The organism is Methanobacterium sp. BRmetb2 (assembly GCA_003491285.1).
Taxonomy (GTDB): domain Archaea; phylum Methanobacteriota; class Methanobacteria; order Methanobacteriales; family Methanobacteriaceae; genus UBA117.
The window spans coordinates 1,027,788-1,051,698 of record CP022705.1 but is presented as its reverse complement, the minus strand read 5'-3'; the positions used below and the strand labels follow the sequence as shown (position 1 = coordinate 1,051,698).

General features: G+C 34.0%; 20 protein-coding genes. 10 read left to right on the top strand and 10 right to left on the bottom strand.

Annotation, left to right across the window (positions count from 1 at the left end; translation table 11 throughout):
- Positions 1–206 precede the first annotated feature (206 nt).
- Together CIT01_05370 and CIT01_05365 are read right to left on the bottom strand one after the other, a co-directional pair.
- Positions 207–1,208, bottom strand: a complete 1,002-nt coding sequence (locus CIT01_05370) for a hypothetical protein (protein ID AXV37666.1) — start codon at positions 1,206–1,208, stop codon at positions 207–209.
- 9 nt (positions 1,209–1,217) lie between these two features.
- The gene (locus tag CIT01_05365; protein ID AXV37665.1) at positions 1,218–2,171 is read right to left on the bottom strand and encodes a hypothetical protein; all 954 of its coding nucleotides are present in this window, start codon (positions 2,169–2,171) and stop codon (positions 1,218–1,220) included.
- A gap of 386 nt (positions 2,172–2,557) precedes the next feature.
- Here CIT01_05365 and CIT01_05360 point away from each other — a divergent pair, with 386 nt between their 5' ends.
- The 4 genes from CIT01_05360 to amrS are packed head-to-tail and all read left to right on the top strand — an operon-like array spanning position 2,558 to position 5,441.
- The gene (locus CIT01_05360) at positions 2,558–2,959 is read left to right on the top strand and encodes a transcriptional regulator (GenBank protein ID AXV37664.1); all 402 of its coding nucleotides are present in this window, start codon (positions 2,558–2,560) and stop codon (positions 2,957–2,959) included.
- The gene (locus CIT01_05355) at positions 2,928–3,368 is read left to right on the top strand and encodes a sirohydrochlorin nickelochelatase (GenBank protein ID AXV37663.1); all 441 of its coding nucleotides are present in this window, start codon (positions 2,928–2,930) and stop codon (positions 3,366–3,368) included. The genes CIT01_05360 and CIT01_05355 overlap by 32 nt, the downstream gene beginning before the upstream one ends.
- Positions 3,369–3,409: 41 nt before the next feature.
- Positions 3,410–4,462 (top strand): thiamine-phosphate kinase, encoded by a 1,053-nt coding sequence (thiL, locus tag CIT01_05350; GenBank protein ID AXV37662.1) that lies wholly within the window; start codon positions 3,410–3,412, stop codon positions 4,460–4,462.
- On the top strand, positions 4,437–5,441 hold the full coding sequence (gene amrS / locus CIT01_05345; protein AXV37661.1) for an AmmeMemoRadiSam system radical SAM enzyme: 1,005 nt from the start codon (positions 4,437–4,439) through the stop codon (positions 5,439–5,441). Before thiL ends, amrS begins: the two co-directional genes overlap by 26 nt.
- 55 nt (positions 5,442–5,496) lie before the next feature.
- Here the strand turns inward: amrS and CIT01_05340 are convergent, their stop codons facing one another.
- Together CIT01_05340 and CIT01_05335 are read right to left on the bottom strand one after the other, a co-directional pair.
- Positions 5,497–6,780, bottom strand: coding sequence for a hypothetical protein (locus CIT01_05340; GenBank protein AXV37660.1), 1,284 nt, complete (start codon positions 6,778–6,780; stop codon positions 5,497–5,499).
- Positions 6,781–7,003: 223 nt separating this feature from the next.
- Complete coding sequence (locus CIT01_05335) at positions 7,004–8,026, bottom strand: 5-(carboxyamino)imidazole ribonucleotide mutase (GenBank protein AXV37659.1); 1,023 nt, start codon at positions 8,024–8,026, stop codon at positions 7,004–7,006.
- A gap of 129 nt (positions 8,027–8,155) precedes the next feature.
- Between CIT01_05335 and CIT01_05330 the strand changes: the two genes are divergently transcribed.
- Positions 8,156–9,874 (top strand): dolichyl-phosphate-mannose-protein mannosyltransferase, encoded by a 1,719-nt coding sequence (locus CIT01_05330; protein ID AXV37658.1) that lies wholly within the window; start codon positions 8,156–8,158, stop codon positions 9,872–9,874.
- A 28-nt stretch (positions 9,875–9,902) separates the two neighbouring features.
- Here the strand turns inward: CIT01_05330 and CIT01_05325 are convergent, their stop codons facing one another.
- From CIT01_05325 to CIT01_05300, 6 genes are all read right to left on the bottom strand, one after another.
- On the bottom strand, positions 9,903–10,838 hold the full coding sequence (locus CIT01_05325; GenBank protein AXV37657.1) for a hypothetical protein: 936 nt from the start codon (positions 10,836–10,838) through the stop codon (positions 9,903–9,905).
- Positions 10,839–11,313: 475 nt separating this feature from the next.
- On the bottom strand, positions 11,314–11,724 hold the full coding sequence (locus tag CIT01_05320; protein ID AXV37656.1) for a 6,7-dimethyl-8-ribityllumazine synthase: 411 nt from the start codon (positions 11,722–11,724) through the stop codon (positions 11,314–11,316).
- 102 nt (positions 11,725–11,826) lie between these two features.
- Positions 11,827–13,032: a cysteine desulfurase gene (locus CIT01_05315; protein ID AXV37655.1), complete on the bottom strand. Its 1,206-nt coding sequence runs from the start codon at positions 13,030–13,032 to the stop codon at positions 11,827–11,829.
- A gap of 51 nt (positions 13,033–13,083) precedes the next feature.
- Positions 13,084–14,070, bottom strand: a complete 987-nt coding sequence (locus tag CIT01_05310; GenBank protein ID AXV37654.1) for an isocitrate dehydrogenase — start codon at positions 14,068–14,070, stop codon at positions 13,084–13,086.
- A 53-nt stretch (positions 14,071–14,123) separates the two neighbouring features.
- Positions 14,124–14,615: a 3-isopropylmalate dehydratase gene (locus CIT01_05305; GenBank protein AXV37653.1), complete on the bottom strand. Its 492-nt coding sequence runs from the start codon at positions 14,613–14,615 to the stop codon at positions 14,124–14,126.
- A gap of 22 nt (positions 14,616–14,637) precedes the next feature.
- Positions 14,638–15,897: a 3-isopropylmalate dehydratase large subunit gene (locus CIT01_05300; GenBank protein AXV37652.1), complete on the bottom strand. Its 1,260-nt coding sequence runs from the start codon at positions 15,895–15,897 to the stop codon at positions 14,638–14,640.
- A gap of 326 nt (positions 15,898–16,223) precedes the next feature.
- Between CIT01_05300 and CIT01_05295 the strand changes: the two genes are divergently transcribed.
- From CIT01_05295 to CIT01_05275, 5 genes are all read left to right on the top strand, one after another.
- Positions 16,224–18,584, top strand: coding sequence for a replication protein A (locus tag CIT01_05295; GenBank protein AXV37651.1), 2,361 nt, complete (start codon positions 16,224–16,226; stop codon positions 18,582–18,584).
- A gap of 212 nt (positions 18,585–18,796) precedes the next feature.
- Entirely contained in the window at positions 18,797–19,732 is a 936-nt protein-coding gene (gene radA, locus CIT01_05290) for a DNA repair and recombination protein RadA (GenBank protein AXV37650.1), read from the top strand.
- A 156-nt stretch (positions 19,733–19,888) separates the two neighbouring features.
- Positions 19,889–20,788, top strand: coding sequence for a transporter (locus CIT01_05285; protein AXV37649.1), 900 nt, complete (start codon positions 19,889–19,891; stop codon positions 20,786–20,788).
- A 207-nt stretch (positions 20,789–20,995) separates the two neighbouring features.
- Positions 20,996–22,969 carry a disulfide reductase gene (locus CIT01_05280; protein ID AXV37648.1) on the top strand — a complete coding sequence of 658 codons (1,974 nt, stop codon included), beginning with the start codon at positions 20,996–20,998 and terminating at the stop codon, positions 22,967–22,969.
- Positions 22,970–23,215: 246 nt separating this feature from the next.
- Complete coding sequence (locus CIT01_05275) at positions 23,216–23,899, top strand: hypothetical protein (protein ID AXV37647.1); 684 nt, start codon at positions 23,216–23,218, stop codon at positions 23,897–23,899.
- Positions 23,900–23,911 lie beyond the last annotated feature (12 nt).

Below are 23,911 nucleotides of genomic sequence, written 5' to 3'. Positions count from 1 at the left end.
TTGGGAGTATTCTCTTAGATAATACTCCTTTCTTCCACAGCTTTAATTTCTCTTAAAAGCTATGAAAATGATTGGGATCCAAATAATATAGTAATCCCTATATCAACAAGACTCACATATCCACTGGCCACAAACAGCTTGGTTCTAGTGATAATGTTAATACTAAATTGAATATAACATAAAAAAATAATTTTTTTAAAAAGATACTAAATCCAAGCTTTTAAAATAAAATTACAAGGTATGGGATTTAAATATTCAATACTCACCATTTCCATGGGATTACCTTTAGGTAAACTTACTAAATAAATCATGAACGGATTTTGATTACTTGAAATCTTCACATGCAACCATAAAGTTGCATTTTCATCTTGTCCCAGAACTTCCTGTATCCTATCAGTTACACATCTTGGTTTGGAATCAAATCTATTCCCCTTATTGGAAATTTTTTCATTCCTATCAATAATCCATTCTACAGTGTTAATATTGCCAAGTGGTTCAGTAAAAACATAAAAATCACTTGAATCTAATTCTTTTTTAGATAATGTGAAATGTTTACAAATCCAAAACGGATTTTGTCCTTTTTTTGGATTTTCATGTTTATATGTTCCATTTAAATCATTATGGGGACATTTTTCATAATTTAAATTTTTTGCACCGGTATTTGCTGAATTAATGTTGTTCCCAATGTTTATAACAACTTTTGAGTCAATATAATTTGTTAAAATGGTTCTATTTATAATAAATGTATCTGGAGATTGTTCATCTATTTCATCTTCGTGTATTATCAAGGGCTTAAATTTTGAATCTAATGGAATTATGATCATAGTAGAATGCATGATATCTGGCAAAATTTTTCCATAAATAAGTTCCTCATAATGATTTTGTAATTTTGATATTTTTTTAATGGATAGGGTGTTAGGGACAGTTTTACCTGTTACATTATCATATTGTGCAAGTCCAGGGCTTATATCCACGTTAGGATCACATTCTTCCCAGTTTTCTGGGGTTCCTGGCGTTTCAATTAAAACATCAGCAGCATCCTCTACAATCCTTTCCATCGATGAACTATAGCTAAATTCCTGTATTTTATAACTTATCAGATCCATAGAATCTGCTGATATTCCCATTATGACGACAATTATTATCAAACCAAGCATAACATCTATTGAGAAGACTTGACAATCCTCATCTCTAATTAATCTTTTCATTTTAATTCTCTAATAATTCTTTATACCATATTTAGAACGATGTCCATTGTCTAAATAGATATTATAATATTTTAAAGTATCTTGGTGATAGTGAAGTCCCATTCCACAAAACACGGTTTCATTGAAAATCACATGATCAACTGAACAGGGAGCAAGTGTCAAAGTTGAATTAGATATTGGAGAAGAAATTATAAAGGTTTCTAAACCATAATGTGGACACACACCTTTACCTTCCATCCTGCACAAATAACAAGCACCGTCATTGCTTTCGTGATAATATCCATTATCTATACAATTTTTCAGAGTTAAAAAATTTTCATGAGTAATGTAGGGATGGTAAGGACACCTTTTTATCAAATAAGGCGAGGTGGCGTTAATATAAACGAAAAAATTGATTATATTTTTCTTATTTAAAAGGTTGAATAGACAAGAATTGTAATTTATCCTATCATCAACTATATCTAGCCTTCCATATCCTCTACATTTTATAAAAGGTAGACAATCCGGCAGTCCTTCAAGGGACACATTTTGACTCACATTTTCGTTATGGCTCACACCATTTTTTGAAACCTGTATAGTAGAATTAACTTGTATTATAAATGGGTCATTACCATTGTCCACCGAACGGATAGTGCAATTGATATTAACTCCGTCACTGTACTCATAATTTGTTATAAGTTGATTGATTTTTAACTGTAACTGGTCTTTGATTGTTTTTCTGCTGTCCTTGACTGCTCCATTATCAATTATTTTCAGGGCCGTTTCATTGATGATTTCCTTTGATATTAATTGAATATTATTTTTTAAATCATTAGCCACATAAAATACATTTTTGGACTGAACAGTCAAACTTGAAGTTTCAATTCCAGCATTATTTACGTCTAAAAGTACAAAAACTAATAATATGGCTGGAATGATGAGTAAAAACGATAATGAACTAATAATATAACCTTTTTCATCCATATAACTCACCTTAAAAATGCATCAATAATTTGTAATACTTATTAATTAATTATTATTATATTAATACTTTTTGCTTTGGTTAACATAAATAAGTATGACTATCATTAAATTTATTAATAATAAAATCAGATTCCTGCTTATCCATCTTAGATCATTTCCACTCTCCTGCCTGGTTCCGTTTAGATCAGAAATCATAAAACCAAAGGATTTAATTACCATAATTTCCAAGAATAAAATGACTAAATAATTTTTTAAAAAATCAAATTAGGCACTATTTTAGAGTTGATTGATTTTAAAATCAGTTTAATCATTAAATCAACTTTTAAACAATCGGTTAACTAATTTAAAGTAAAAAAATTTATTTAAATATTACTTGGAGGATTTAAATGACAGAAACTGTAAGAGCATGGCGTCACATCCCGCAACGATATAATCTTATAGGCTCAAAATGTTTACAATGTGGAAAGGTATTTTTTCCCAAAAGGATATTATGCCCGGAGTGCAGAAGAAAAGGAAAATTAGAAGATATCAATCTCACTGGGAAGGGGAAAATTTTAACATATTCAGTTATAGAAACCCCTACTGACGAATTTAAAAATATAGCACCTTATGTAGTTGCAATCGTCGAATTAGATGAAGGTGCTAAAATCACAACCCAAATTGTGGATTGTGACATAGAAAAAGTTGAAATAGGAAAAGAAGTAGAAATGGTATTTAGAAAAATTAGAGAAGCAGGCGACGACGGAGTGATATCATATGGTTTCAAATTCAGAATTAAAGACGAGTAAAATAGGAGTTCTGCTGGTGGGGCATGGAAGTCGATTACCCTACGGTAAAGAGGTAGTAACTAATTTGGCCCAGATGTACAGAGAAAACGAAGATTATTTGGTTGAAGTAGGATTTATGGAGATGACTAAACCCACTATACCCTCAGCCATCAACAAACTTGCTAAAAACGGTGTAGAAAAGATAATTGTAACTCCTGTATTTTTAGCCCACGGAGTTCACACTAAACATGACATTCCACACATATTGGGATTAGATAATGGCCATGAGCACTCACATAAGCATAGCCACCGCCATGATGAAGAAGAGGAAGAAATAGAATTTGGTGGCGAAATTATTTATACAGAGCCACTGGGATCTGATCCAAGAATTGTGGATATTATAAAGGATAGAGTGAATAAATCACTCTAGCACCATTTTTTTATTAATCTTAATATATTAAAGGGTTTATCATGCCCTCTAAAGTTCTTTCTGATTTAGGTGAAAAAAAATTAATTCAACGGATTTTGAAAAAAACTAAAAATTTAGAATATAATTCTCTTTTTTTAAACGAAAAATCCATTGATAGTTTTAGTGACGATGCTGCATTACTCGATTTTGGAGAATATTATCTTGTGGTAACATCTGACATGTTATTTGGATCTAAACATTTCCCTCAACAAATGACACCCTTTCAAATGGGGAAAAAATTAGTAACAGTTAATGTCAGCGACATTGCTGCTATGGGAGCAAAGCCAATTGGAATTATAGTTTCCATGGGCTTACCTGGTGATATGAAAGTTGCAGATTTTGATTCGATTATTGATGGCATACTTATGGCTTGTTCTAGTTATGATATGTCTTTAATTGGTGGTGATACCAACGAATCAGATGAAATCACTCTTTCAGGAACTTGCATTGGAATTGTAGGGAAAGAAAATGTATTAACAAAGGGTGGAGCCAACGCAGGGGATGTGGTGGCTTTAACTGGTTCCATTGGTCTGGCCGCTGCAGGATTTGAATTTTTATTTAATGATTCTGGAAAAATAGAAATTAGCAAGGATTTTCAAGAAAAAATAATTAAACATGCATTAGATCCTGGAGCTCCTCTAAAAAAGGCTATGGAATTATCTAAATCCAAATATGTGACTTCTGCTACAGATATTACTGATGGATTGATTAGTGAAATTGGTGAGTTAGTCACATCGTCCTCAAAAAATATTGGGATAACAATTTACCAGGATTTACTACCTATACCTTCAGAGGTTTTTGATTTAGCTCGTATTTTAGATAAAGATCCTTTAGAAATGGCTTTATACTATGGGGAAGATTTTGAACTTCTCCTTACAATAGAAAATGAAAAATTTGAAGATTTATCTGAAAAGATTTCTTTACATAAAATTGGTGAAGTTACTTCATTTGGTGAAATAAAAATAGTGTATAAAGATGGAAAAACAAATATTATTACACCTAGGGGATATGAACATCTGAGTGGTAGCCATGAAAAAAGAGGCAATACTATATGATAAACTTGACGGCAATGTAAATTGCCATGTATGTGCAAGAACTTGTGTTATAACACCGGGAAAACTAGGATTTTGCCAGACCAGAAAGAACGATGAAGGAAAACTTAATACTTTAATTTATGCTGCAGTATCTTCATTGGCAGTCGACCCTATCGAAAAGAAACCATTGTTCAACTTTTATCCTGGAACAGATGTGCTATCACTAGGAACAGTAGGGTGTAACTTCCGCTGCCGTTACTGTCAGAATTGGACCATATCCCAGGCAACAATAGATGAAAGTTCCCTGCGTGAACTTCCTCCAGAACAAGCAGTAGATCTTTGTAAACAATATAATTGTAAGTCCATAGCATGGACTTATAACGAACCAACAATCTGGCTGGAATATACCTATGATTCTGCAAAACTGGCCAAAAAGGAAGGTATTAAAACAATTTATGTCACCAATGGTTACATGACTGAAGACTCTTTTGAATTAATGGCCCCTTATCTTGACGCAGCCAACATCGACTTAAAAGGTATGGATGATAAATTTTATCATGATCTCTGCAGTGCACATCTAGAACCTGTTTTAGAAACTATTAAACGCATGTATGATAAAAAAATTCATATAGAAATTACTAATCTACTAATACCCGGCTATAATGATTCTGAAGAACATGTAACAGATTTAGTTAAATTTATGGTTGAAGAAGTGGGTATAGAAGTTCCATTACATTTCTCCAGATTTTTCCCCCACTATCAAATGCAAGATGTCCCTCCCACACCGATAGACTCCATGGAAAGGGCATATAAAATTGCTAAAGACGCAGGATTGCGCTATGTTTATATGGGTAATGTTAGTGGAACTGATAAAGAGAACACTTACTGTTATCAGTGTGGTGAACTTTTAGTTGAAAGAAACGGTTTTCAAGTTAACAAAAATAATATTAAAGACAATAAATGCATGAAATGTGGAGCTAAAATCGATGTTTTAATTTAATTATTAAAAATAATTAAAAAAGTGTTGTTATTTTTAATAAAGAAATAGAAAAGTTTTATTCAGTTAAACTAACCCTTTTAAATTTATTTTTCTTATCTAAAGGCTTGGTGGCATCCACACCTACCTTGGTAGTGGTACCATCAGGCAGGGCGCAAGGATCAAGTGATGATCCACGGGCTTTAGGAACTATAACTATGTCATCATCACCTTTGACTCTTGTTGCTATCGCATACTCAACATCTTCAGGATCAAATATATCAATATCTTCATCTACAACAACAACATGTTTAAGGGAAGGATGAGCAGCTAAAGCTGCCATAATAACGTTTTTTCCATCTCCTTGGGTCTGTTTATGAATGGATACAACCGCATGCAACCAACAACATCCGCCTTCAGTTAAAACAACATTTTTCACAGTGGGTAATGTGTTCAAGACAGCATTGTAAATTCTAGGTTCCTGGGGCAAACCTTGTAATAGTCTATGTTCAAAACCTGCCGGTAAAATAGCATGATAAATTGGATTCTCTTTTAAATGCATTTTTTTAAGTTTGATCACGGGTTCGTCCCTAATAACATCATAAGTATCGGTTAAATCAACAAAAGGTCCTTCTTTTGCTCTTTCATGAGGTATCAACTGGCCTTCCAATAGTATTTCACAGTCAGGAACTTCCAGGTCCACAGTTTCACATTTAATTAGTTTCATTTCTCCCTTATGGAAGTGATTAGCCACTTCCATTTCATCAGCATTATACGGAATGGAAGTAGTTGTTGCCAGTAGGGTTGCAGGATGGATCCCTATTGCAATAGCTATATCCAATGGTTTTTTTAGCTCTTCAGCACGTTTATAATAAGTGTATAAATGGCGGGGAACAATACGCACCGTAAGTTTGTCTTTTCCCAGTACTAACATCCGGTGTATTGACGCGTTTCTTATACCAGAATCCGGATCTTTAGCTATAATAACTCCTGCAGTTATATATGCTCCACCATCCTTTTGATAGTGATATAAAATGGGTAGTTTGTACAAATCAGCATTTTTTGATAATTGAAAATTATCAGCCACTGATTCTATTTTGGATATAGGGATGGGATTTTCCATGGCTTCCATGATCTTAAAAGTTATTTGGGATACTTCACAGGATAGAGCTCGGGCAATTTTCTTGCGGGTGTTGCATATGCCGGATATAACCTTTATTGGGGATTCTTTTATATTTTCTAATAAAACCAAGTCTTTAGGATGGTTTCTTAAAGTTTTAGCAGCTTCAAATTTTGTAGATAATTCTTCATCTACTTTTATTACTTCAAATTCAGCTTCAAGTGTTTTTAAAAAATTTTTCATTGCTTCACCTTCTTTTTAGAGGGTAGTGGCGATAAATAATGTTATTAATATTATAAAAACTCCAATTAGCAGATAATTAGCAGGACATCTGCAATTACTATTCTGACATGATTTCTTATTTTTGCCTAAATTTTGACCATTTCTTTTTATGTCGGACATTTATATCTTCTCTTTGAGTATTGACAATTTTTGTTGAAAGATAATATTGAATAACTTACAATAATTAAATTATATGCTTTTTTAAATGAAATATTTTATCTTTAATTTCATTATTTTCCAGCGCTAACATTTCAGCTGCAAGCAATGCGGCATTTCCTCCGTTTCCTATTCCCACAGTTGCAACTGGCACTCCTGGCGGCATATTAATCATAGATAACAAGGCATCTAATCCACCTAATTGTACAGGGCACGGCACCCCTATAACTGGCTTATCAGAGTGGGCCACAATTGCTCCAGTTACATGTGCAGATAAACCAGAGATTGCTATAAATGCCTTTACATTTTCTACCCGGTCTAAATAATTTTCAAATCTATTTGGATATCTTATAGGGGATATAATGTTCATATCATATGAAATTCCAACTTTTTCCAGAAAATTTGTGGTTTTTTTGGCTATTTTCATATCTGAATAACTTCCAGGAATCACAGCTATTTGTGGATCATCCATACTCTTAATATTGTCATTATAAGATGATTTTTTAGGGTTATTATTCTCATTATTTTTTGAACCAATTTTTCTGGGCGTATAATAACGTCCATCTACATTTTTTAAGAGTTCTTTTTCATCTTTTTGTACTTTTTCAAAGAATTCATCACGCATCTTTGATACTTTAACTCTAACTGTTTCATCATACATACCAATTATTTGACATGCGAGAATGGCCCCGTTTTCGCCCCGGTCAATACCTACTGTAGCTACCGGAGCACCAAAAGGCATCTGTGCATTTGCAAAAAGGGCATCCATTCCACCTATTTTCACATCTACAGGCACTCCAACAACTGGTTTATATGTATTGGCAGCCATTATACCGGATAAATGTGCTGAAAGTCCGGCAATACCTAAAAATACATCTACACCTTTATTTGTACCTTCTACGACAATTTGCTTTACTTTATCATGGGTTCTATGGGCTGATGCAACCCTGATATCGTAGCCTACTCCAATTTTTTCCAAAACATTTATGGCTTTCTGCGCAATATTAAAATCAGATGAACTTCCCAGTAAAATCATAACTTTGGTATTCATTTTACACCTTCAATTATTCTTATAATAGTTATGATAAAAACTTGATAAATAGTTTTTTTAAAAAATATTATATAGCCTATTATTTAATTAAGTTGATACCAACATTAAAAAAACTTCGAGGTGCACATATTGGCATGGATCATTGTAATTTTTTTATTGCTCATATTAACTGTCAATAAACAGCAAAATAATAGTAATTTTAAAATATCAGTCGTAATACCTGCTTATAATGAGGCAGGAACTGTTGAACATGTGGTTAAAGTAGTTAAATCCTTAAATTACATCCTGGAAGTAATTGTTGTAGATGATGGTTCCGAGGATGAAACAGCTAAAATAGCAGAAGAAGCTGGAGCCACTGTAATTAAACATGATGCAAATAAAGGAAAAGGTTCTGCCCTTAAAACAGGGTTTAAGTATTCTAGAGGGGATGTTGTAGCTTTCATTGACGCAGATCTTCATCACCTGACTTCTAAACAAGTTGAAAGTATAATAATGCCTATTATTGAAGGAAAAGCAGATGTTACTAAAACTAAATTTAAAAGAGAGGCAGGAAGAGTAACTGAATTAACTGCTAAACCTTTATTAAACTTCTTTTTTCCAGAAATCAAATTTGATCAACCATTAAGCGGACAGTTTGCAGCAAAAAGAAATTTTCTAAATAACATTAAGTTTGAAGAAGACTACGGAGTTGACGTGGGGATAGTTCTGGACGCCGATGTGATGGGAATAAAAATTAAAGAAGTAGACATTGGAAAAATTGACCATAATTTATCTTCACTTAAAGAATTAAATTTAGTGGCTACAGAAGTGGTCAGAACCATAATGGATCGGGCCATGGAGTATGGTAGAGTTACCATGATGGATGCCTTAGGCAAATTTATACGAATGGGCATTTTGGGCTTATCTCTAGCTACATTAGGTTTGTTTTCTTTATTTTTTGTGAGATTTGTTCCTCCATTACTGGGAATTGCAATAACAGTAATTGGATTGTTAATGGCCGGTTATTACATTATAAAACTTATTAGAAGATCTTTAGTTGTAATATCTAAATCCAGTGGCCGGGCCCGATCAACAAAATCATTTTTATACATGCATTTCCCAATACTGGTGTCAGGATTGATATTAATACTGATGCTAACTTCGTTTTTAGGAGCTGTACATGTGGACGAGGGGAAAATATCCATTGAACCTACATCAAGAAATCTAATAATATGGAAACAACCATCTGAAAACAAAACATTTGATGTTAGAGGGCCTTACACTGTTGATAGTGCATTAGAAGATGAATACAATATGCTAAGAGTACCTAAAGGTGCAGTTGACACGTTGGGACTAAATTATAATGATTCGATTTACATAAAAGATGTCAAATATAATATCACTCAAACAAGGCCAGGAGAAGATAATATAATCCGCGTACCTGCAGATGCCAGATCAGTTCTAGGTATAGCAGTAGGAGATGTTATCCCTGATAGTAACATTAGAAATGTTTTTAAAAATCTTTACGCTGAAAAAGCCCTAAATATAAACGGAACAATTAAAAATAATCTTACCATAAATGAAGGTATTTTTCTTAAAACCGATAGTAAAAGTGGAAGATTAATAAATATTTATGTGGACGATAAAAAAGTATCAAGTAGTTCAGGCGTATTTAAGAATGGTAAGTATGGTGTTTACATAAACGGTGTGTTAATGAGGACTATTCAAGTTAACGACATTAACAGAGATTATTATTTATACTGGGGTTCGCATGTGATAAAAATTGAAATTTCCAATAAAGTTAACACGGATATGGAATTTGCTCCTTATGGTGATGGTAGATTTTTAAATTTTATTTTTAATTATTAAAAATTTAAAAAAAAGAATTGATTATTGTTTATTCATCGTAAACTTTAACAGCTTCTTTTAAATCATCATAGAGTCCCAACGCCGCCAAAGCTCCTATCTTGCCTTGTGATCCAGTTACTTCTACCAACTGGATGCCCAGATCCTTTGCCATCTTTTCAGCTTCTTCCACAGTTATCATGGATTTTTTAGCTGCATCAGAGTATTCTCTCAGTTTTTCAGGAATTTTGATACCATCCAGTATGGCCATTGATGTTTTATTAGAAAGTGTACTCTTTTTTAAAAGTTCAGCAGTTTTTTCTATTAAATTATCTCTTTGCCCAGGCTTTACAGCAAACACCAATGCAATAGCTACACAATTCTGTGTTTTGTTAGGATTATGGGGATAAAGTTGCACTATTATATGATCAAGGTATTCAAAACCCATTTGGCTTAATTCAACACCTACATTGTTGGCCAGAGTCCATGTGGCTCCTTCTTCCTTAGTGTCAGTATCATCGATTCCAATTACAACTTTTTCCATTAAAGGAGTTATGACTGCTGCTTTTCCAAGTTTAGAACCCCCACCTACATCATAGAGTTCTACTCTTTTAACACCTTCTGCCATTCCTCGACACATTGCAGCACCTACACCAGCCCCTGCCAGGCCGGCGTGAACAACTTTCACTTCATTATTTTCAACTGAAATTTCTTCAATTCCCGCAGCAGAAAAGCTTGGTTTCAATTTCAAATCGGTTTTTCCTTTTTTTACAAGGAAAACATGCTTATTACCATCTCTTTTTGATTTTAATACCAAATCACTGGATCTTTTATATTGGTAAACCACCCATTCTGAGCCTCCAATACATGGATGGATTTCCACAATTTCTACAAGGTCATCATCAACCATGGTAATTACTTTATGGTATGGAGCGATCCAAGGGTCTTTAAATTTATTTTTCAAATCTTTAGGCGTTAAAATTTCCATTGATATCCACCTTTAGTATATCTTAATAATTGGAAAATTCTGATCAATAATTTATTAACAAACAACCCTTTCTATCTTATTACTATTTAATCTTAATCTTAGATATATAAGTTATATCAGATCTACTCTTATTAATATAATTTAAAACTTTAAAAGATTTTTTAATGGCATTAAACCTTTAATTTTTAGGTATATCTCTAAAAAAGTAATTAAAATCATTTATTTTTTTTTAAATTATCTATTACTTTCTATAAGTAGTCAGCATTATATAATTCACATTGCAGTGTTATGAAAAGAGGAGTAATGAAAGAGTTTTACTCACCGATCCGACGGGGCAGTATTGAATTAACAAAAAAAGTAATTTAAATAAAGTTGATGTGTAAATATTTTAATTTGAATAAATAAGGAAAAATTAACTCCAATACAAACTATTTAAAAAAAATTTAAAATGAGAAAGATTAAAAGTAGTATAAATTTATTTTAACCTTTCCACCATCTTAACTGCTGCTTCCACAGCTCTTTTAGCGTATTCAACCCTTTGATGAGCTTCTAATCTGGTCATACCTGGTCCGGATATTCCAAGAGATACTGGTTTGTCATATTCCAGTGCTAGATCAGCTATCTTACGGGAAGCATGTTGAACCACAATCTCATCGTGGGATGTTGAACCTTCTATGACTGCACCCAGTGTAATAACCGCATCAACATTATCTTCTTCCAGAAGTTTTTTAATTGCTAAAGGCATATCAAAAACGCCAGGTACAGTAATAACCTCAGTTATTTCTGAGTCTAAAAATTTGGCATGTTCTTTTGCCAATTCTAACATCATATGTGTTATATCATAATTGAATTCTGCCACTACGGCCCCTATTTTAATTTTTGCCATTTAATAACCTCCAAATAGCCTTACTTTTTTAAACTAATAAAGCTCCAAGTAGACTTGCAACCATCAAAAATATCATTACAAGTGCAATAATTTGATATTTATTCATTTTTTATCTCCAAACGATTCTGAAACCTTTTTTACCACATCAGCTAATATTTGAATTTCTTCTTTATTATTATAATAATGCAATGATGTCCTAACTGTTCCGCCCAACTTGTAAGCTCCAATGTGTCTCATAGCAGGTATTGCACAGTGATGACCACTTCTTACACATATATTTTGAAATTCATCTAATATCTTAGCCACATCATGTGAATTAATATTATTAATGTTGAAGGAAACGATACCATAAATATTTTCTGGATCACCATAACAGATGGTATTTTTTATACTTGAAATTTCTTCAAACATTATTTTTGTAAGTTTATTGCCGTGTTTTTCGATCTTATTTATCCCTATTTTATCAATATATTTTACAGCTGCTTCCAGTCCAATGATACCAGCAATATTCTGTGTACCTCCCTCAAATCGGGCCGGTGATGAATCAAGAGTAAAACTATCTTCAGTAACATCTAAGATCGTACCACCACCCAGATTCATGGGAAAAATATTATCTGCCTTTTCCTGGTCGCAATATAAAAATCCAGTTCCTACAGGACCTAAAAATCCTTTATGTCCGGGAAATACCACAAAATCTGCATTAATCTGCTTTAAATCAAGTTTTACATGTCCTCCGGACTGAGCCGCATCTAACATGTATAGTGAATTGTTGTCATAGGCAATTTTCCCAATTTCATCAATTGGCTGGACCGAACCTATGGAATTAGAAATATGTGTTACAGTAATGAGTTTAGTGGTTTTGTCTACAGCTTTTTCAACATCAGCAGGATTTACCACTCCAAATTCATCAGCTTTTATAATCTTTACATTAATTCCCCTTTTTTTAAGGTTGAGCCAGGGAACTAAATTTGAGTGGTGTTCTATATTAGGAACTATTATAGAATCTCCTTTTTTAAAATCAAGGCCGTTAGCAACTAAATTTATGGCTTCGGTAGTATTTTTAGTGAAGATTATTTCTTCTTCCAGACATCCTAAAAATTCGGCAATTGTTAGTCGGGCTTTGTCGAACTTTTCTGAAGCATTAACTGCTAATTTATAGGCCCCCCTACCTGTATTAGAATTATAATTATAAAAATAATCACAGATAGCATCTATTACTGGTTTAGGGGTAGGTGTTGTACTTGCAGCATCTAGATAAATAACATCTTTTAGTAAGGGGATATCAGCTCTTACATCGTCAGGTTTCATAAAGATTCCTTCACTACTATTAATAATGCAATAAAAAAAATTAAATCAATTTTAATTTTCTAGTTTTTTTCTAACTTCCCGAGCCATTTCCATGGTGGAAGCGTTACCTCTTAAGTCTTGGGTAACAACTTTACCTTCTTTTAGAACTTCAATAAGCGCATTTTCAAATCTTCGAGCTTCTTCATGTTCTTCCAAGTAATCTAACATTAAAACTGCAGATAACATCATAGCCGCAGGGTTAGCAGTTCCTTTTCCAGCGTGGCTCGGTGCAGATCCGTGAACTGGCTCGAATAATCCATGCTTTTCACCTATATTGGCCGAGGGTATTAAACCTAAACCTCCAACCAGGCCGGCTCCTTCATCTGATAAAATATCACCAAAGAGATTGGTGGTTACAATAACGTCAAACATTTGGGGACGAGTTATAAAGAACATGGCAGTTGCATCTACGTATCTATCATCAGTTTCCATTTCCGGATATTTCTTTGCAACCTCATAGAATGTATCTCTAAAGAGGCCGTCAGTCTTTTTTAGAACATTGGCCTTATGAACAGCAGTTACTTTACTTCGACCGGTCTTTTTAGCGTATTCAAATCCAAATTTACATATCCTTTCTGATGCTTTTTTAGTTACAACCCTTAAAGCAGTGGCTCCTTCGTTTGTGTATTCTTCTCGACCAATATACATCCCTTCCGTGTTTTCTCTTACAATTACAAAGTCTAAATCGTCATATACACATTTAGTTCCAGGGTATGATTTGACTGGCCTTAAATTTACGTATAAATCTAGTTCTTGCCGCATTTTCACAATAACATCTGCAGCTGATTCACCTGCAGCACCAAATAAACAGGCTTTGGACGCCTTTACTATATCTACGGTTTCTTGGGGGAGGGGCACTCCACTAATTTCTGCGTATTCATCTCCAGCATCAGCAAAGGTATAATCAAATTCAACATTTATTGCTTCTAAAACGTGTAAAGTAGCTTCCATCACTTCTTTACCTATTCCATCTCCAGGTATAACTGCTATTTTATACATATAAACACCTACAAGCTCCTATTCATTGTTTAAATTTTTATTATTCTATTTTATTATATTTCATCCATTTTTTCTTTTAAGTAGGGGATAAGTCCACCTTTATCCAGTATTTCAACCATAAATTTAGGTAAATTTGTTATTTTATATTTTTTAGATGTTGTGAGATTTTTTAAAATTCCTTTCTCTGGGTCGACTTCTATTTTATCGCCAGTGGAAACATTTTGGGAAATATTTTTGGATTCAAATAGGGGAAGACCAACATTTATTGAATTTCTATAAAAAATACGTGCAAATGATTCAGCTACAACAGCAGATATTCCTGCACCTTTAATTGCTATAGGTGCGTGTTCTCTAGATGAACCACATCCAAAATTTTTGCCTCCTACTATTATGTCTCCTTTTTCTACTTTATTAGAAAATTCAGGGTCAAGACCTTCCATTACGTGGCATGCAAGATCTTTTTCATCTCTTAAAACCAGATATCTTCCAGGTATTATGATATCTGTGTCAATGTCATCTCCAAATTTCCAAACCTTTCCTTTCATAACTATTCCTTCTTTTCAAATTTTATTTTAAATTGTGTGGATCGGTAATTTTACCTTTGATTGCTGATGATGCTGCAACTGCAGCTGAACTCAGGTATACTTCTGCTTCTGCACTTCCTTGCCTTCCTTTAAAGTTCCGGTTGGATGTGGAAAGACTAATCTCGCCAGGGCCTAGAAGCCCTACATGCCCTCCTAGGCATGGGCCACAACATGGATTACAAACAAGGGCGCCAGCATCTACAAATGTTCCTATGAGTCCTTCATCAAGGGCTTTGCGGTAGATTTCTCTGGAGGCAGGTATAACCAGCATTCGGATACTATTTGAAATGGTATGTCCTTTAATGATTTTTGCAGCGTCTCTTAAATCATTCAGACGCCCGTTGGTGCAAGAACCTAGAAAGACCTGATCTATTTCTGTTCCTTCAACTTCTGAGATTGGTTTTACATTATCCACATTGTGTGGACATGCAATTTGTGGTTCTAAATCATTTACTTTAACGTCCATTATTTCAAGGGAAGTTGCATCCGCATCTGTTTTCATTATTTCATAGGGTTTGGTGGTCCGATTTTTTATATATTCTATTGTTTTTTTGTCCGGTTCCACCAGACCAGTTTTTCCTCCCATTTCAATGGCCATGTTGCAGAGAACCATTCGGTCAGATACAGACATCTCTTTAACTGTTTCACCGCCAAATTCACAAGCCATGTAAGTTGCTCCATCAGCACCTATTCTTCCTATAATATTTAATACCACGTCTTTAGCATAGACATAATCAGGCAGTTGACCATTTATGTTGAATTTAATGGTTTTTGGTACTTTAAACCATAATTTGCCTGTTGAAAAGACCATAGCCATGTCAGTTGAACCAATACCAGTTGAAAATGCACCTAAAGCTCCATGAGTACAAGTATGTGAATCTGTACCAACTACAACCTCTCCCGGAACTATATGTCCTTTTTCAGGTAGTATTTGATGACAGACTCCTTCATTAACATCATAAAAATTCTTTATTTTTTGGTTTTCCACAAATTTTCTCATTATTATATGGTTGTTTGCTGCTTCAATAGAGTCTGCTGGTACTTGATGATCAAATATTACCACGATTTTTTCAGGATCCCATACTTCAGGAGTTCCAATTTTCTCAAAAGATTCTACTGATAATGGTCCAGTTAAGTCATGGGTCATAGCCACATCAATATTTGCCATTACTATTTCTCCAGCTTCTGCTTCTTTTTCTCCAGCTGCTTTTGCCAGTATCTTTTCTGCCATTGTCATAGACATTCTTGGTCCTCCATTTATAAATTTTAATTTTTATTTATTGAATAAGTATTGTAAAGTCGGTTTCATATAACTTAAGAAGTGATTCATACTTTAAAGATGATTTTGATAATCAATTTTATCATTTATTAAAAACTCGTGATTTTAAATCTTTTTATACAAAAATTGATTCAAATAATAGTTTAAGTAACGACATATAAATAGGTTATTAGCTAATCTATAACATAAGTAATAATAATAATATATATAAGTAATATTAATCAATATTAAAATTAATTTATAGCATTTTTTAATATAATAGTGGAGAGAACTTTTATTGAGGGAAGTAAATGAAAGACGAAATATTGCAGGAGTACCAAAAAATAGCAGATAAAATTTCAGAGGAGGAATTTTTGAAGCGAATGGATAATATGAAAAAAGAATATGAAGACGTAAGCTTCATGAATGAACTTGACCTGGCCCGTATGATTGTAGGTGAACATATAAACGAAAAAAACAAGCCCCTCTCTGAAGAAAATGCATCATTTAAGATTGCTGATTTAGAAACTGGAAAAAGTAGGATTAGTATTATAGGACGTGTTATGCACATATCCAATGCTAAAAAATTTACTAAAAGAAATGGAAAAGAAGGAAAAGTGTTAAATATCATATTGGCTGATGATACTGGGGAAATAAGGACTGTATTTTGGACTGAAAATATAAAAATGGTTAAAAAGATCAGTGAAGGAGATATAGCTAAAATAAATAATGTGGAAGTAAAAGATGGTTATAGGAGTAAAGAAGTTCACTTAAACCCTCGTTCAACAATCAAAAAGTTATCTGAAAAAGATTATAAAGATTTTCCCAAATATGATGAGGAAATAACTAATATAACGGATATTAAAGAAGACATGCAGGTAAATATTATAGCTAGAATAATTAGAATACCCCGAATCAGAAAATTCGATAGAAATGGCGGTGAAGGAAAAGTATTATCTCTTGAACTTGAAGATGAAACTGGCACAATCTCTTACACCTTATGGAACAATGATGTGGGTTTAATTGCTGATTTAAAACTGGAAGAAGGGGATTCTGTTAAAATACTGGGTGCACAAAGCAGAAGTAGAAATGGTGAAATCTCACTTACTCATGCATGGATTAGTAGAATTGTAAAAGGAGATTTTGATGTGCCAGAACATGAAGAAAAGGTCATTAAAATTGGAGATGCTCATGAAGAAAAAAATGTCACGGTAATGGGGGTTGTGACAAAAATACAGGATACTATAAATTTTGAACGTAGCGACGGAAGCACTGGTTCTGTAAAATCAATTGAAATAGCAGATGATACAGGTAAAATTAGAATAACGCTCTGGAATGAGGATACTGGGCTTAAAATTAACAAAGGGGATATTTTAAAGATCAATGGGGGTAATGTGGAATTTGATGAATATTCACCTACAGGTTATAGAATAAACACCAACTGGAATTCTCGTATTTCTATTAACCCTGAATCTGATGGAACTTTATTAAAACTCCTTAAAGAATATAAAAAACATCTAGAACCAATTAAAATCGGAGATTTAGATGATATTGATGAAGAAGGTGAAGAAGTAGATATAATAGGTAGAATAATCAATGTTAATGAACCTAGGGAATTTAAAAGAGATGATGGAACTGTTGGAGTGGTAAGATCTGTTGAAATAGCTGACGGGTCAGGGGTGGTTAGAACTTCATTTTGGGATGATAAAGCCAGCGCAACATTAAATATCGGGGATGAAATACGTCTTGAAAATGCTAGAACTCGTTTAGGACTTTATAATGTTGAATTAAGTATAGGGAAGACTGCTCGTGTATTGGAACCCACTGACGAGGAAGTGGAAAAGATCCCTCCTATAGCTGAACTTGAAGAAATGATATATACCACCAAAAAAATCCATCAACTAGAAGAAGATGAAAGAAACACCAGGGTACTGGCCAGAATTATTGATTTATATGAACCTAATGAATTCCAGAAAGATGATGGATCAATAGGAAAGGTTAGGTCTGCTGAAATAGCTGATGATAGTGGAGTTATCAGGGTTTCGTTATGGGATGATATGGCTGAAGTTCCTTTAAACATAGGAGATGCAATAAAAATTGAGAATCCACGAATAAACTTCCGGAATGATAATCTTGAACTCAGCGTGGGCAGAACTTCAAATTTAATTAAACTTAAAGAGAAAGAAGCAGAAAATTTACCTTCATTTAAAGATCTAGAGGAAACAATTTATAAATCAAAGAAGATTGACGAAATCGAAGAGGAAGATCGTAATATAAAAGTAAAAGGAGAGATTTCAGAGGTTTATAGTGACAGGATTTTGTATCCTATGTGTCCTAACTGTAATAAGCGGCTTGAATTAGTAGAAGAAGCTTATATATGTGATTTCTGCGGAGAAGAAATAGAAACCCCCAACTACCTCATGATAATTCCTACCAGAATAGAGGATGATACTGCAGATATCAGGGTCACCTTCTTCAGAAAACAGGCAGAAAAGTTAATTGGTTTAACTTCCGAACAAGGGCAAGAAATAATTGATAAAACTGGTGATGAAGGTTCGTTAGGAGAAAAGGCACAGGATCTGATTGGAACAGAAATAGTCATAGTTGCCGATGCTAATTTTGATGAATACAATGAAGAATTACGTCTTAACGTTAAAAAAATAGTGGAATAATATTCCACTATAATAGCTAATCTAAGTGTGAGTAATTTAACTTAAATCAGAAAATAAGGGTATTTAAATTTAAAAAAACTTTTAAAATACTTGAAACTAAAAATATAAATTGAATTAATTTATAGTATTTAATATATTTGAATATGTGTTGTATTTAGAATGAAAAAAGATCAATAGATAATTTTTATTACCAAATTATAAAGGAGATCAAAATGGTTGAACTTGAAGAATTACCTAATGTTGGTGAAAAAACTGCACAGAAACTTAGAGATGCTGGTTTTGCGGATATGATGAGGCTGGCCACGGCCACTGCAAAGGAACTTAGTGTAAAAGCAGAAATAGGCGAGGGTGTAGCTCAAAAGGTTATTGAAGCAGCTAGAAAAGCGGAACAAATTGATTTTGAAACAGCATTCGACGTTATGGAGCGCAGAAAAGACGTGGGGAGAATAACCACTGGTAGTAGTGGTTTAGATGAATTAATTGGTGGGGGAATCGAAACACAATCCATAACCGAAGTATTTGGTGAATTTGGTTCGGGTAAGAGTCAAATATCTCATGAACTTGCTGTAACTGTTCAGTTACCAGAGGAAAAAGGCGGGCTTGATGGAGAATGTGTTTTTATAGACACTGAAAATACATTCAGACCCGAAAGGATTAAACAAATTGCAGACGGACTAGAACTTGATATAGAGGAAGTATTACAGAAAATTCATATTGCAAGAGCCTTTAATTCCAGCCACCAAATATTAATGGCAGATAAAGTGAATGAGTTAATCCAGGGCGATACTAACATCCGGTTGGTAATTGTTGATTCTTTGACTGCACATTTTCGTGCGGAATACGTGGGAAGAGAGTCCCTGGCAACGAGACAGCAAAAATTGAATCAGCACTTACATACCTTACAAAACATAGCAAATACTTATAATGTAGCAGTTTTTGTAACTAACCAAGTACAAGCAAGGCCAGACGCATTTTTTGGAAGCCCAACCAAAGCTATTGGTGGTCATGTTTTAGGTCACGCTGCAACTTACAGGATCTGGCTTAAAAAAGGATTAGCTGGAAAACGTATTGCTCGATTGGTAGACAGTCCTCATTTACCCGAAGGAGAATGTGTGTTTAAAATAATAACCGAAGGTATTTCGGATTAAACATTAACCTTCAATTTTTTTTAAATATTTTAAAACGAATGAGGGAACAGATTAAACAGAATCTAATTCCCTTTTTTTCTTTCATAAAATAGGACTTTAATAATCTATTTTTGTTTTCAATGCATTTTATACCGAACAATTTAAAAAGTAGATAGAATGAATTCAGTTGAAACAATTATAACCATAATTGTAATGATAGCTATTGGCTATTTGTTACGAAAAATTGGCCTTTTAAAGTCAGAAGATTCCTTAATTTTAAATAAGATTGTAGTGAACTTGAGCATCCCTTCACTAATATTTTTAGCTATGTACACTGCAGATCTAACAAATATTCATATTTTAGCACCTATACCTTTTATCTGCATATTTCTAGGTATACTTTCAGGAGTGATTGGTTATCTACTTGCTAAGGCAAAGGGTTATTCTAGAAAAACCCGGTGGAGCATTATAACTACCTCAACCATGGTGAATTCCGGATTTCTTGGTTATCCTGTAGTTTTAAGTGTTTTTGGGACAGAGGGCCTTATAAGGGCAATTTTCTATGACATGGGTTCCATAATTCTTTTTATTAGTTTTGGCGTTTTGTTTATGCTAATTTTCACAGGAAAATCTTCAGATATAATAAAAAGAGCCCTATTATTTCCTCCGTTATGGGGAGTTTTGCTTGGCATTCTCTTTAACTTTTTAAATATTGAAATAGGGATAGCAGAAAATATAATTGATTATTTGAGCGGTGCTGCCATACCTCTTATCATGATATCTCTAGGACTATCACTTCAAGCTAGAAATATTAAGGGATATTTTGAAGCAGCATCTTATGTTAGTTTAATTAGATTGGTTTTAGCCCCAGTGTTGGCCTTATTAATTGTATATTTTTTAGGTATTGGTGGTTTGGAAAGATCAGTCATAATTGTAGAGGCGGCCATGCCTTCGGCCATGCTTAGTTTGGTATTGGCAATTAACTATGACTTGGATGTTAATGCAGCAGCAGCATGCATATTTTTAACCACAGTTTTAAGCATGATAACTATCCCGTTGATTATAATGATTTTATAAATTATACTTGAGTATTTCACCTGAAATCCGGAAAAATGGCCAAAAACAGGTTTTGGTTGCCCATAACCTTTGTATTACGTGGATGCCTTAAACTTATTATAGTATATAAACTTTGTATAAAAAAATAGATAGAAATCTTTATAAGTGTTGGTGATACACCTTACATCACTTAAGATTAGAATTCATCAACTTGTACAAGGTGATCTAATGGCAGAAAAAAATGAAGAAACTATTGAAGAACCAAAAATTGGAGTTTATGTGTGTCACTGTGGTATTAACATCGGTGGTGTAATTGATGTTGAAGCAGTAAAGGATTACGCAGCAACTCTACCTAATGTAGCTTTAGCTAAAGAATACAAATACTATTGTTCAGACCCAGGACAAGAAGAAATTCAAAAAGACATTAAAGAGCTAGGTTTAAACAGAGTAGTTGTAGCAGCATGCTCACCACGGCTTCACGAACCTACATTCAGAAGATGTGTCAGGGAAGCCGGACTCAACCCCTACCTTTTCGAGTTTGCAAATATAAGGGAGCATGATTCATGGGTGCACATGAATCAGCCTGAAGAAGCTACTGAAAAGGCAAAAGATTTAGTAAGAATGGCAGTTGCAAAATCAAGGTTATTAGAAGCTCTAGAATCAGAAACTGTGAGTGTGGATAATAAAGCCATGGTTATTGGTGGAGGGGTTGCAGGTATCCAATCAGCACTAGATTTAGCTGATATGGGATTCAAGACCTACATGGTAGAAAAAGAGCCAACCATTGGTGGAAGAATGGCTCAACTGGATAAAACCTTCCCAACTCTTGACTGTTCCATGTGTATTCTCGCACCGAAAATGGTGGACGTAGGTAAACATGAAAATATAGAACTCATGACCTATGCTGAAGTTAAAGAAGTTGACGGTTACATTGGAAATTTCAAGGTAAAAGTGGAAAAGAAACCTAGATACATAGATGAAGATTTATGTGTTGGATGCGGTTCATGTGTTGATGTATGTCCAATTGAAATGCCTAACTACTTTGACCAAGGTATTGGTATGGTAAAAGCAGCTTTCATCCCATTCCCACAAGCAGTTCCATTATGTGCAACCATCGATAAGGATTACTGTATCGAATGTAAGCTATGTGACGAGATCTGTGAAAGAGGAGCAGTAAAACACGACCAAGAACCAGAAGAAGTTGAATTAGAAGTTGGAACTATAATAGTTGCTACAGGATTCGATCCTTACAACCCAACAGAAAAATTAGAGTATGGTTACGGCAGTCACACCAATGTAGTATCTGCAATGGAGCTAGAAAGACAAATTAACGCTTCTGGACCAACAGAAGGAAAAGTTCTCAAACCATCTGACGGTGAAAAACCAAAAAGCGTTGCTTTCATTCAATGTGTAGGTTCCAGAGATGAGCAAATCGGCAAACCATACTGTTCCAGAGTATGCTGTATGTATGCAATGAAAAATGCTCAACTCATAAAAGATAAAATGCCTGATACAAATGTAGCAATTTACTACATGGATATAAGAGCATTTGGTAAAGGATTCGAAGAGTTCTATAAACGCTCACAAGAAAAGTACGGTATCAAGTTTATAAGAGGACGACCAGCAGAAGTAATGGAAAACCCAGATCTGACTTTAACCATACGTGGAGAAGACACACTTCTTGGAAAAGTCACAGAATACGACTATGATATGGTAGTATTATCTGTAGGTTTAACCCCACCAGAAGGTGCAGAAGATCTCAGACAGACCCTCGGTATATCTAAGAGTGCAGACGGATTCCTCATGGAAGCTCACCCAAAACTAAGGCCTGTTGATACCCTAACTGACGGTATATACTTAGCAGGAGTTTCACAAGGTCCTAAGGATATTCCGGACTCAGTAGCTCAAGCTTCAGGTGCAGCAGCCAGAGCAGCCATACCAATGGTTAAAGGTGAAGTGGAAATTGAGCCAATTGTAGCTGTTACTGACCTGGATGTATGTGGTGGATGTGAAGTCTGTCTTGAACTATGCCCATTCGGTGCAATAGAGAGAGAAGACGAACAAGCACACGTAAATATTGCGCTATGTAAAGGATGCGGTACATGTGTAGCTGCATGCCCATCTGGAGCAATGGATCAACAACACTTCAGAACTGGACAGATAATGGCCCAGATCGAAGCTGCATTGGATGAATCCAAATAATTAGGGGTTTTAAACCCTTAAATTATTTTTTTTTATTTTTAAATAATTACTATCTTTAATTAAATCATTTAAAATTTATTTTAGATAATTAAAACTGATATTATGATTTATTTTTTCAATTTGAATCAAATTTAACATTAAAAATTTCAATATAGTAAATTTCTAGCATATTTCCTCTAAGGAAAATTTAATTGTAGTATTTTAAAAATGATAATAATCTAGAATTGTATGGTGAAAGGGGTTTTTATGTATAGTAAATGGGGAATTGAATTAAAAGAATTACTGGATATAGAAAAGGAACCAGTAGCAATTAAATGGTCTACTAAAATACCAAGAAATATTCAGAAAGAAGAAGGCACATCAAGGTTCTGTAAAAAACTTGAAAATGCCTCTAGTGGAGATGTTTTTTATTCCACTGCTGAGGAAGAAGAATGTATGGGTGGTGCCAGATACAGTGGATTGAAAGATATTAAAGAATTTCCATCTAACATGAGAAGCGGAGCCTTCCTGGTAGGCATGGGGGTCTACAAGAACGTATCCGCCGTACAGAGGTCATGGAATGACAACAAACAGATGGAATCTGGAATATTTAAGGCCATATTATTTGCACCTTTGATGAAAGCAGAATTTGAGCCAGATGTAATCTTTATCATATGTAAAGCCAAACAGGGAATGGAAATCCTCCATGCTAATGCATACGATTCAGGAATACATGGATTGGGGGCTGATTCGGGTCCTATATGCAGTACCATGGCTGCATTACCATATTTAACCGGAAAAGTAACTTATGGGTTTGGAGATATCGGTGCAAGAAACAATACTAATCTAAACCCAGAAGATGTGATGTTAAGTATTCCTGCAGCAGATTTACTAAGAATAATTTCTAATTTAAAAGAGATGCGTACTAAAAGAATGTTCCGATCAAATTAATCCTAATTTCAT

Bases quoted from the DNA above. Each gene is read 5' to 3' on its own strand.
- amrS (AXV37661.1), top strand. From the start codon at position 4,437: ATGAAAAAAGAGGCAATACTATATGATAAACTTGACGGCAATGTAAAT.
- CIT01_05340 (AXV37660.1), bottom strand. From the start codon at position 6,780: ATGAAAAATTTTTTAAAAACACTTGAAGCTGAATTTGAAGTAATAAAA.
- CIT01_05360 (AXV37664.1), top strand. From the start codon at position 2,558: ATGACAGAAACTGTAAGAGCATGGCGTCACATCCCGCAACGATATAAT.
- CIT01_05335 (AXV37659.1), bottom strand. From the start codon at position 8,026: ATGAATACCAAAGTTATGATTTTACTGGGAAGTTCATCTGATTTTAAT.
- thiL (AXV37662.1), top strand. From the start codon at position 3,410: ATGCCCTCTAAAGTTCTTTCTGATTTAGGTGAAAAAAAATTAATTCAA.
- CIT01_05275 (AXV37647.1), top strand. From the start codon at position 23,216: ATGTATAGTAAATGGGGAATTGAATTAAAAGAATTACTGGATATAGAA.
- CIT01_05295 (AXV37651.1), top strand. From the start codon at position 16,224: ATGAAAGACGAAATATTGCAGGAGTACCAAAAAATAGCAGATAAAATT.
- CIT01_05280 (AXV37648.1), top strand. From the start codon at position 20,996: ATGGCAGAAAAAAATGAAGAAACTATTGAAGAACCAAAAATTGGAGTT.
- CIT01_05305 (AXV37653.1), bottom strand. From the start codon at position 14,615: ATGAAAGGAAAGGTTTGGAAATTTGGAGATGACATTGACACAGATATC.
- CIT01_05300 (AXV37652.1), bottom strand. From the start codon at position 15,897: ATGTCTATGACAATGGCAGAAAAGATACTGGCAAAAGCAGCTGGAGAA.
- CIT01_05285 (AXV37649.1), top strand. From the start codon at position 19,889: ATGAATTCAGTTGAAACAATTATAACCATAATTGTAATGATAGCTATT.
- CIT01_05325 (AXV37657.1), bottom strand. From the start codon at position 10,838: ATGGAAATTTTAACGCCTAAAGATTTGAAAAATAAATTTAAAGACCCT.
- CIT01_05365 (AXV37665.1), bottom strand. From the start codon at position 2,171: ATGGATGAAAAAGGTTATATTATTAGTTCATTATCGTTTTTACTCATC.
- CIT01_05310 (AXV37654.1), bottom strand. From the start codon at position 14,070: ATGTATAAAATAGCAGTTATACCTGGAGATGGAATAGGTAAAGAAGTG.
- CIT01_05320 (AXV37656.1), bottom strand. From the start codon at position 11,724: ATGGCAAAAATTAAAATAGGGGCCGTAGTGGCAGAATTCAATTATGAT.
- CIT01_05370 (AXV37666.1), bottom strand. From the start codon at position 1,208: ATGAAAAGATTAATTAGAGATGAGGATTGTCAAGTCTTCTCAATAGAT.
- radA (AXV37650.1), top strand. From the start codon at position 18,797: ATGGTTGAACTTGAAGAATTACCTAATGTTGGTGAAAAAACTGCACAG.
- CIT01_05315 (AXV37655.1), bottom strand. From the start codon at position 13,032: ATGAAACCTGACGATGTAAGAGCTGATATCCCCTTACTAAAAGATGTT.
- CIT01_05355 (AXV37663.1), top strand. From the start codon at position 2,928: ATGGTTTCAAATTCAGAATTAAAGACGAGTAAAATAGGAGTTCTGCTG.